The sequence below is a fragment of the Natronomonas salinimetallica genome, from assembly GCF_013839515.1.
Classification (GTDB): domain Archaea; phylum Halobacteriota; class Halobacteria; order Halobacteriales; family Haloarculaceae; genus Natronomonas.
The window spans coordinates 83,755-92,454 of record NZ_JACDNQ010000012.1 but is presented as its reverse complement, the minus strand read 5'-3'; the positions used below and the strand labels follow the sequence as shown (position 1 = coordinate 92,454).

The 8,700-nt window shown below is 63.8% G+C and carries 7 protein-coding genes and 2 pseudogenes; 6 read left to right on the top strand and 3 right to left on the bottom strand.

What is annotated here, in order from left to right:
* Positions 1-484 precede the first annotated feature (484 nt).
* The 3 genes from HZR14_RS10625 to HZR14_RS10615 all read left to right on the top strand — a co-directional run bounded on the left by HZR14_RS10625 (position 485) and on the right by HZR14_RS10615 (position 1,953).
* Positions 485-1,060: a DUF7342 family protein gene (locus HZR14_RS10625; protein WP_181692844.1), complete on the top strand. Its 576-nt coding sequence runs from the start codon at positions 485-487 to the stop codon at positions 1,058-1,060.
* A complete protein-coding gene (locus tag HZR14_RS10620) occupies positions 1,057-1,500 on the top strand; it encodes a toxin-antitoxin system TumE family protein (protein WP_181692843.1) in 444 nt (147 codons plus the stop codon). The genes HZR14_RS10625 and HZR14_RS10620 overlap by 4 nt, the downstream gene beginning before the upstream one ends.
* A gap of 69 nt (positions 1,501-1,569) precedes the next feature.
* Positions 1,570-1,953 (top strand): DUF8076 family protein, encoded by a 384-nt coding sequence (locus HZR14_RS10615; protein WP_181692842.1) that lies wholly within the window; start codon positions 1,570-1,572, stop codon positions 1,951-1,953.
* 52 nt (positions 1,954-2,005) lie between these two features.
* Here HZR14_RS10615 and HZR14_RS14625 read toward each other — a convergent pair.
* Both HZR14_RS14625 and HZR14_RS10605 read right to left on the bottom strand, forming a co-directional pair.
* A pseudogene (locus HZR14_RS14625) lies at positions 2,006-3,787 on the bottom strand (5-methylcytosine restriction system specificity protein McrC).
* Positions 3,787-4,056: pseudogene (locus tag HZR14_RS10605) on the bottom strand (AAA family ATPase); the annotation flags it as partial. The pseudogenes HZR14_RS10605 and HZR14_RS14625, both read right to left, overlap by 1 nt.
* Positions 4,057-4,110: 54 nt before the next feature.
* On the opposite strand from HZR14_RS10605, the gene HZR14_RS10600 reads away from it, so the two are divergent.
* Both HZR14_RS10600 and HZR14_RS10595 read left to right on the top strand, forming a co-directional pair.
* Positions 4,111-4,248: a hypothetical protein gene (locus tag HZR14_RS10600; protein WP_220132531.1), complete on the top strand. Its 138-nt coding sequence runs from the start codon at positions 4,111-4,113 to the stop codon at positions 4,246-4,248.
* 44 nt (positions 4,249-4,292) lie between these two features.
* The gene (locus HZR14_RS10595) at positions 4,293-5,072 is read left to right on the top strand and encodes a methyltransferase domain-containing protein (RefSeq protein ID WP_181692840.1); all 780 of its coding nucleotides are present in this window, start codon (positions 4,293-4,295) and stop codon (positions 5,070-5,072) included.
* A 49-nt stretch (positions 5,073-5,121) separates the two neighbouring features.
* Here HZR14_RS10595 and HZR14_RS10590 read toward each other — a convergent pair whose 3' ends face one another.
* Positions 5,122-6,609 carry a cobyric acid synthase gene (locus HZR14_RS10590; RefSeq protein ID WP_181692839.1) on the bottom strand — a complete coding sequence of 496 codons (1,488 nt, stop codon included), beginning with the start codon at positions 6,607-6,609 and terminating at the stop codon, positions 5,122-5,124.
* 120 nt (positions 6,610-6,729) lie between these two features.
* On the opposite strand from HZR14_RS10590, the gene acs reads away from it, so the two are divergent.
* Positions 6,730-8,697: an acetate--CoA ligase gene (gene acs, locus HZR14_RS10585; protein WP_181692838.1), complete on the top strand. Its 1,968-nt coding sequence runs from the start codon at positions 6,730-6,732 to the stop codon at positions 8,695-8,697.
* Positions 8,698-8,700: the final 3 nt, after the last annotated feature.

Sequence of the window (8,700 nt, the reverse complement as noted above, 5' to 3'; positions counted from 1 at the left end):
GCGGGAGATTTGCGTCATGGACAACGGAAGCCTCCCGCTTCAATTCCTTTGATTTAGCGACCGATCCCGCCGCTGTCTAGTGATTCAACAGAGCCGGATAGACCCGACGGTTACACCTGTGACTAAGATTTTCTTTAACGAATCCGCTCTGTTCTCCCCTGATGATCTGAAACAGACCGTCCTGTCAAGTTTCACCGACTCACACCCATGACCGCCGTCACATAGTGAACACAATCAGTCTACGCGGACTTCCTGATCTCTGACTGATCCCCTCAGAAGATTGCGTCGGCATCACTCTGCGTCCAGTTCGTGTCGTAACTGGAAAACACCGCCGCGTCGAAGACGCATGGGAGCACATCGTAACGTCGGGTTTTCGCGATCCGTCAAACCTCGCACACTGAGTTACCTGTCGGTGACTGTGGGAGGTATATCGGATTATTACGTGTGAAGAAGATTTATTCCGCCCCAAGGCGAAGGGCCGGGTATGAAAGAACCGCACGAGGAGCTGAAGGCCGACGCTGATGAGCGTGCTGAGGCCCCCGACTTCGAGGGCTTGACTTCTCTGGAGGAGTCAGTCCGCGGCGACCGAACGCGGGACGACTTCTTCGATGCCGTCCTTGCACTCGACAATCCAGCGACAGCGAACGACGTCGCCGAACTCGCGGGACACGGGGTCGATTCCGCCCGCGAGTACTTGGACTGGTTCGAACGGATGGGGATCGTGACACAGGTCACGGGATCACCAGCCACCTACGAGCGTAACCAGGAGTACCTGAACTGGCGACGGGTACAGAAACTCCGACAGGAGTATGCCACTGAAGAACTTCTCGACCTTCTGAAGACGGAGTCGAAGCGCGCAGAGACACTGGAACGGGAATTCGACGTCGAATCACCGGACGAAGTCTCGGTTTCACGCTATGCGAGCGAGACTGACCGATCCATCGAGGAGGTCTGGGAACGTCTCTCCGCGTGGCAAACGGCTCGCCGTCGGGTGGTGCTGCTCGAACGAGCGCTCACGACCGAGTCCGGTGACGGCGCAGATATACAGTCCGCGGTATGAGTGGCGACGGCGAGAACACGTCTGACTCGCTCGGCGGTGCGCCGGTTGATTTCGACCGACTCGACGCCATTCGAGATCGATTCGACGCTGGTGATTGCTTCAGCCGAATCGACGATCAGCCGGCATTTGCCCCGGATCGCCTGGCGTGCATGTACGACCAACGCTTCTACCCGAAACAAGTTCGTGCTGCTCGCTTGGAGATTGTCTGGTTCGAAAGCGGAGACTTCTCGCTACACTACCACGAGGAGCACGAGAGCGGCGAATTCGATCACCGTTGGGACAGACACCCGTCCGATCACAACACCCGTGACCACGTCCATCCAGGGCCTGATGCACCGACGCCCGGTAACGATACGTCGCATCCGGTAGACTGGCGAGATGTCCTCTCGATGGTCCTTTCGGAGATCGAAGACCGACAGCGTGCCTTCTGGGAGGCGTAGAACTTCAGTTGTGGAACTCGACGACCCGAACGTATTCCTTTTTCACCCCAGATGACGGTTGTATGCGTAATGGCAGCCCCCGGACAGATACCTGGACAGTACAATCTCGTTATCGAAGGTGCCTACGAGACCTTCAAACATCAGATCCCCGTACAGGAGTTCCTTCAGCGGCTCACGGAAGATGATGTTCCCGAGAAAGTGAGTGTCGTCGGACTCGCAGATGCCCTGAGTGACGGGGACCTGGCGAACGAACTCGCACGTGAGATGGATCAACGCGCGAACGATCTGGAGTATCAAAGCCCCACGATACAGTTCGTCGTCGAAGAATCGTTTCACCGAAGCGGGAAGGCCTACGACCTTCGATACGACGACGAACTCTACTCGCTCCAGCAGGTCTTCGGTCCGCAACTCGAACGGAAAGAAGACGGGGAGTGGCTCCTCGCGCCGTTCTGACACGCTACAACAGCTTCAGGGGTCCTTCTTTCTCCACGTCATCGGATCCGTTCTAGAGGAAGTAGAGTCGATCCACTCTCCTGCCCATGATCGCGGCAGAACACCGGTACGCACGTCGTCGTGTGTTCGTAGCGCTGTTCACAGCGCGTCTCGATCTGTTCTCGCGTCCAGTCGCCGTCCTGCTCCAAGTCGTACCGATTGCGGACCTCCCACGAGTGCTCGTCGGCAGCAGCCTTGAGGACGCGAAGCGAGAAGTCCCGAGTATCCTTGAACGTGAATGGACCGCTCATCGACGTCGCGTCGCTCAGATCCGCTTCTTCGATACCATCGAGGCACAGTTGGTTCTCCGCGACGGCGCGAAAGGCTTCGAGTTCGGGTGATCTTGTTACGAGTACGTCGTGCAGGTAGTTCTGGACGACGTCGCCGTATCCGTCCAGAGTGAACGACTGCTCGGGTGAGACGATCTGCAGTTCGGCTCCAGTCTGGGCGACTCGGCGACGCGTCGGTTCGAGTAGCGGACACAAGAACGCGAGTCGATCAGCGTGAAGGAGGTAGGCGTAGCTGAACAGCCGCGACCGGGACGGCGACTCCTTTACCGGGTCGTGGCCTTCCGCGTAGTACTTCGGGTCCAGCACAGCCAGCGTCTCGTCGCCCTCCTGTAGCGCGTGGTCCGGTTCGTGGTAGATCTGGCCGGCTTCACGGATGGTGACCGGACGGGCGTCACGTCGTCGAGGTCGCCGAGGTGGTCGTAGGACTTGATGTACGAGAGTTCACGTTCGATGACGACCTGTGAGTACTGCTCGAACAGCGACTCCATATTCAGGACGTAGTCCACGACAAGCTCTCGTGGACCGTCACGAAGTTGCTGGCCGAGCGACGACGACATCACCGCCTTGGCGACGTCGAACGCCTTCTGGTAGTACCGTCGCTGTTTCGGAAGATCGCTGAGCGAGAGCCGTCGATACGCGTCCATCCGGTCCAACCCGCTGCCGACACCCATACTCTCTAGGCGCTCAACCTCTCGGTGTACTTCCGAGAAAATGCGGTCGTACGCAGGGTGGTCGTTCTCGTGAGAGTTCTGTCGAAAGAGCCGAAGCGGTGTCTTTCCAGCGAAGTGGAGCAGCGAGTTCGCAGCGTTGTCGTACTCGGTCTCGTTGCGGATCCAGCGTGGCTCCAGTGTCCCGCGAGCGTGGTTCAAAAGTGTCTGTTCGACGTCGATCTCGCCCCGACCGTCAAGCCTGTCGAGCCGTCGGATGACCAAGTCGCGGATGTACCCCTGTCGGTGAATCGTCTCTAATCCGTCGAGGTAGTTGATCGCCAGCACCACGAACACATCGTCGAGATGGATGTCGTCGGAGAGAAAGTCCTGGAGTGGAATGCCGTGGTACTCGATGGATCGGTTCTGGTCGTAGACCGCCAGCAGCATATCGAAGATGTGCTCCCAGTCGATCTTCGGATCGACCTGGACCTTCGACGACGGTGTGAGGCTCACGACGCCGATGATGTCCGTCGCTTCGACGTGGAGTACCTCGTTCTCGTCGCCGTCTACGGTGACCGTGACGACCTCGTACTCCTGCTCGCCGTCGAGTGCTGCTTGATACTGCTGGCTGTAACTGTTTTAAGATATCCGCGACCCCGGAGTCGCGAAATTCTTTACAGACTTACAGCCGGCAGTATGACTCTTCGTGAAGACGCCGGGACTCTGCTGTGTGAAAGATGCGTGACGAAGCTGGTCCCCGATGGACGACGGACAGCCCTCTATCCGGATCTCCCCGCGCTCGGGGACGTTGAAGGTGTCCTGCCCGTACTCGTAGACTTCGTCAACAGTGCACATTACTCGTAGGAGCCCATCTGACGACGTTCCTGTTCGAGTTCTCGTTCGGCGAGCTCTGCGGCGGCGTTCAGGAGTCGCGGAACGATGTACGTCCGGAACGCCTGTCCGACCGCGTCGGTCTGGTCGTACTCGTACTCCCCACCTTCTCGACAGCCAACGCCAACGAAGACGGCGACGTCGCGATAATGCATCGGGCCGAAGCGCATGATCGACCCTTGTGACGTCGATTCGTGACCGTGGTTGATCCCTTGATAAAAACCCCGTTCAAAACCAATGTTGGACTCGTCGTGTAATCGGTGTATAACGACGTCCCCGGCCTTCCCGTGCGGGGGTATGGACTGTACGATTCCCTGGAGCGCGATCGGTCGATCGAGGTCACTGGAACGGACTGTCGTATCGCCAGTCCGGAGTGCGGAGCCGACGCGGTCACGATCACCCGAATCGCCCAGCCGGCCGACTGACCCGCGCCGCGGGGCTTTTATCTACCGGTTCCCAACGGCGGCCAATGCGGCACTTCGACGCCGAGTACCTGCGGGAGACGCGCCGGGGGATGTGGGCCGACAGCCGCGAGGCTCTCGCCGATCTCGCGCTCGGCGAGTGCGACCGTGCCCTCGACGTCGGCTGTGGCGAGGGGGCACTGACGCGGGTACTCCGTGAGGAATCCGCCGGGACCGTTGTCGGTTGCGACCGCGATGCCCGGCTGCTGGACGGCCTCGATGGACCGACCGTCCGAGGGGACGCCTACCGGCTTCCGTTCGTCGACGGGGGCGTCGACCTCGTCGCCTGCCAGGCGCTGTTGATAAATCTCTCCGACCCGGGGCGCGCCGTCCGCGAGTTCGCCCGCGTCGCCGCCGACCGCGTCGCCTGCGTCGAGCCCGACAACGGGGCGGTCGGCGTCGAATCGACGGTGGAGGCCGAACCGGATCTCGCCCGGCGGGCCCGCGAGCGGTACCTCGCGGGCGTCGGCACCGACGTCGCCCTCGGTTCCGACGCCGCCGACGTGTTCCGCGAGGCCGGCCTCTCGAACGTGCGGACGCGGCGCTACGAGCAGACGCTCGTCGTCGAACCGCCCTACAGCGAGTCGGAGATCGAGGCCATCGGCCGAAAAGCGAGCGGGGCGGGGCTGCGCGAGCGCCGGGGGACGATGGCCGGGACCGAGGAGGCGCTCGATTCGCTCCGCGCCGAGTGGCGCGAGATGGGTCGGGACGCGGCCGACCAACTCGCCCGCGGGGCGTACCGACGCGAGGAGACCGTCCCGTTCTACGTCGTCGTCGGCGAGCCGTGAGGCTATTTATATACCGTCTCGCGGCCGTGCGGGAGCGTTTAACCGCCCTCTACAGCCCGAACGGTTCGAGGTCGATCCGCTCGACCAGCCCGGCGGCCCGGTCGTACGACGATCCCCGATCGCCCCCGGTTTCGGGTCGGTCGCGTCCGGCGGCGGCGTAGACGCGATCGACGAACGTCTCGCGGGCGAGGCGGTTCTCGAAGAGGCCGTGGAGGTAGGTGCCGAGGACGTCGCCGTCGGCCGCGCCACCGCCGTCGAACGGTCGTTCGACGTCGGCGTCGGGGAGGAGGTCGCTGTCACCCATGTGGATCTCATAGCCCGAGACGGGACCGTCGGCACCCGAGAGGGGGCCACACCCGCGAAGCCGGCGCTCGACGGGCACGACGGTCTTCTCGCGGCTGAACCGGGTTTCGATCGGGAGCAGGCCCGCGCCCGCGACCGTCTCCGCGTCGCCGGTCCCCTCGATCGCCGCGTTCGAGAGCCGCTCGCCGAGGAGCTGATAGCCGCCGCAGAGCCCGACGACCGGTCCCTCGAACGACCGGAGTTCCGCGTACAGGCCCGCCTCGGCCGCGGCGATGGCGTCGTCGACGGTGTTTTTCGTCCCCGTGAGGACGACCGCGTCGGCGTCGAGCGGTGCCGAAAGCGGCACGAACCGGACCCGGACGCCGGAGACCCCCGCGAGCGGTTCGACGTCGGTGACGTTCGACGCCCGTGGGAACCGAGGGACCGCGACCGTCACCGACCGCTCCGGGTCGACGCCGTCGTCGTCGCCGATCGTCGCGGACGATCCCGGTGCCGGCAGCGAGACGCTGTCCTCCTCGGGAAGCCCCGGATCGTCGTACGGAAGGACGGCGAGCACCGGCACGCCCGTCAGTTCCTCGATGCGGTCGATACCGGGGTCGAGGATCGAACGGTCTCCGCGGAACTTCGTGACGACGACGCCTTCGACCCGGTCGTGGATATCGTCGGGGAGCAATTCGAGGGTTCCGAGGATCGACGCGAACACCCCGCCCCGCTCGATGTCGGCGACGAGCAACACGTCGGCGTCGGCGAAGCGCGCCGTCTCGAGGTTCGCCAGATCGCGGTCGTGGAGGTTGATCTCGGCGATCGAGCCGGCCCCCTCCGCGATCACGACGTCGTTGGCCGATGCCAGCCGCTCGTGGGCGGCCTCGGCGGTCGCTCTCGCTCGCTCCCAGTGGGTGTCGTAATACGCCCCGGCGGCGAAGTGGTCGGTCGCCTCGCCGTCGAGGACGAGCTGTGACTCGCCGTCGCCGCGGGGTTTCAAAAGCACCGGGTTGTGATCGGTCGATGCCGGGACTCGTGCCGCGTTGGCCTGGACGTACTGGGAGACGCCGATCTCGCCGAATCCGTCGCCGTCCGCCCTCGCTACCGCTCGCGCGTTGTTGGACATGTTCTGTGCTTTGAACGGCGCGACCGCGACGCCTCGGTCGGCGAGACGGCGACAGAGCCCGGCGGCGACGGTCGATTTGCCGACGTGACTCGCCGTCCCGGCGACGAGGATCGTTCGGGCAGCCATGTGTGCGGCCCTCGGCCTCGGCCGACCATAGCAGTTGTGCCCGCGCGGACGTTCCGGTGGCCGCAGTCGGGGCTGCCGTCTGGGGAACGTTTATTCACCGGCTAGCCGAACAGTTGTCCAATGGAAGCCGGGGAATCGGTCGAACTCGAGGCGTGGCTCGAAGCGCGCGAGTCCTTCGAGCCGCCGGAGTCGTTCGTCGAGCAGGCGAACGTCTCCGATCCGGGGATCTACGAGGAGTTCGAAGAGGACTGGCCCGACTGCTGGGAACGAGCGGCCGAGCTACTCGAGTGGGATCGGCCCTGGGAGGGCGTCCTCGACACGTCGACGGCACCCCGATACAAGTGGTTCACCGGCGGCCGACTCAACGCGGCCTACAACTGCGTCGACAGGCACGTCGAGGCCGGCCGGAAGAACCACGCCGCGCTCCGGTGGATCGGCAAACGCGGCGAGACGGAAACCTACACGTACGGGGACCTCGAACGCGAGACGGAGGCGTTCGCGGCGGCGCTTCGGGGGCTGGGCGTCGGCGAGGACGACGTCGTCACGCTGTATCTGCCGATGATTCCCGAGCTGCCGATCGCCATGTTGGCGTGTGCTCGGATCGGCGCGCCGCACTCGGTCGTGTTCGCCGGCTTCTCGGCCAGCGCGCTCGAAACGCGGATGGAGCGCGCCGGCGCGGAGTATCTGGTCACCTGCGACGGCTACTACCGGCGCGGCGACGCGCTCAACCACAAGGGAAAGGCCGACCGAGCGGTCAGACGTATCGATCGGGACATCGAGACGGTCGTCGTCGATCGCCTCGGGGGCGGCCTGCCGCACTCGCTCGGCGAGAACCAACACGACTACGACGGCCTCATCGAGCGAAACCGAGGTCGAACGGTCGAGCCGGTCGCCCGCGACGCCGAGGACATGCTGTTTCTCATGTACACGTCGGGGACGACGGGGCAGCCGAAAGGGGTCAAACACACGACCGCCGGCTACCTCTCCTACGCCGCGTGGACCTCCCACGCCGTCTTGGACGTCAAACCCGACGATACCTACTGGTGTTCTGCGGACATCGGCTGGATCACGGGCCACTCCTACATCGTCTACGGGCCGCTCGCGCTCGGTACGACGACCGTCATGTACGAGGGGACGCCCGATTACCCCGACAAAGACCGGATGTGGGAGATCGTCGAGAACTACGAGGTCGATCAGCTCTACACCGCGCCGACGGCGATCCGCGCGTTCATGAAGTGGGGGAGCCAGTACCCCGAAGAGCACGACCTCTCCTCGCTGCGGCTGCTCGGGACGGTCGGCGAACCGATCAATCCCAAGGCCTGGAAGTGGTACTACAAGCACATCGGGGGCGAGGAGTGTCCGATCGTCGATACGTGGTGGCAGACCGAGACCGGCGGGATGATGATCACGACGCTGCCCGGCGTCGCGACGATGAAACCCGGCGCTGCGGGTCCGCCCTTGCCCGGCGTCGACGCTCAGGTCGTCGACGAAGCGGGCGAGGAGGTCGCCCCCGGCGAGGCCGGCTACGTGACGGTCAACAAGCCGTGGCCCGGTATGCTGCGGACGCTGTACAACAACGACGAGCGGTTCCTCTCGGAGTACTGGGAGGCGTACTCGGATCCGGACGCCGACGAGTGGGTGTACTTCCCCGAGGACGGCGCGAAGATAGACGAGGACGGCTACATCACGATCCTCGGCCGCGTCGACGACGTCATCAACGTCTCCGGACACCGTCTCGGGACGATGGAGATCGAGTCGGCGGTCGTCGGCGTCGAGGGCGTCGCCGAGGCGGCCGCGGTCGGCGGCGACCACGAGATGAAAGGCGAGGCGGTCTACGCCTACGTCATCCTCGAGGACGGCTACGAGGAGAGCGGGGAGATGGAACAGTCGATCATCGAAGGCGTCGAGGAGGCGATCGGCCCGATCGCCCGGCCCGAGGAGGTCATATTTACCCCTGAACTCCCCAAGACTCGGTCCGGGAAAATCATGCGGCGACTGCTCGAGGATATCGCGAACGAAGAGGACCTCGGTAACACGAGTACGCTGCGAAACCCCGAAGTCGTCGACGATATCCAGAACAAACTGTAACGG

Excerpts from the sequence above, each read along its gene's own strand:
- HZR14_RS10590 (WP_181692839.1), bottom strand. The coding sequence starts at position 6,609 with ATGGCTGCCCGAACGATCCTCGTCGCCGGGACGGCGAGTCACGTCGGC.
- HZR14_RS10625 (WP_181692844.1), top strand. The coding sequence starts at position 485 with ATGAAAGAACCGCACGAGGAGCTGAAGGCCGACGCTGATGAGCGTGCT.
- HZR14_RS10620 (WP_181692843.1), top strand. The coding sequence starts at position 1,057 with ATGAGTGGCGACGGCGAGAACACGTCTGACTCGCTCGGCGGTGCGCCG.
- acs (WP_181692838.1), top strand. The coding sequence starts at position 6,730 with ATGGAAGCCGGGGAATCGGTCGAACTCGAGGCGTGGCTCGAAGCGCGC.
- HZR14_RS10615 (WP_181692842.1), top strand. The coding sequence starts at position 1,570 with ATGGCAGCCCCCGGACAGATACCTGGACAGTACAATCTCGTTATCGAA.
- HZR14_RS10595 (WP_181692840.1), top strand. The coding sequence starts at position 4,293 with ATGCGGCACTTCGACGCCGAGTACCTGCGGGAGACGCGCCGGGGGATG.